The organism is Paucibacter sp. DJ2R-2 (assembly GCF_025717675.1).
Classification (GTDB): Bacteria; Pseudomonadota; Gammaproteobacteria; order Burkholderiales; family Burkholderiaceae_C; genus Paucibacter_A.
On record NZ_JAJIRT010000045.1, the window covers coordinates 1 to 302 of the forward strand.

Here is a 302-nt window from a genome sequence, read left to right on the forward strand (position 1 = left end):
AAGCGGCTGACTTGGCGGCCACGTGTCAGCGGAGTCTGGTCATCGCGCCCTCGAGTCTTGATGCACTTGGAGCGCAGTGCACAGCCGCTGCAGTCCGTCGCCTGAGCGATGTAGGTCTCGTAGGGCTGGCCACTCGCGGTGATGTGGATGCGCCCGCTGCTGATCAAAACCTGGCCCGCCGGGCACGTGGCGGTGTTGTCCTCGTCGTTGAAGTTGAAGTCCTTGGGCCGGAAGAACTTGATCTCTGCGGCCTCGCTGCTGACCTTCTTCTCCGACAAGGGGTCAGGCTTTGCCTTGTGCTT

General features: G+C 62.3%; 1 pseudogene. It reads right to left on the reverse strand.

From position 1 onward, the window contains the following. Positions 1-278: pseudogene (locus LNV28_RS25025) on the reverse strand (hypothetical protein); the annotation flags it as partial. Positions 279-302: the final 24 nt, after the last annotated feature.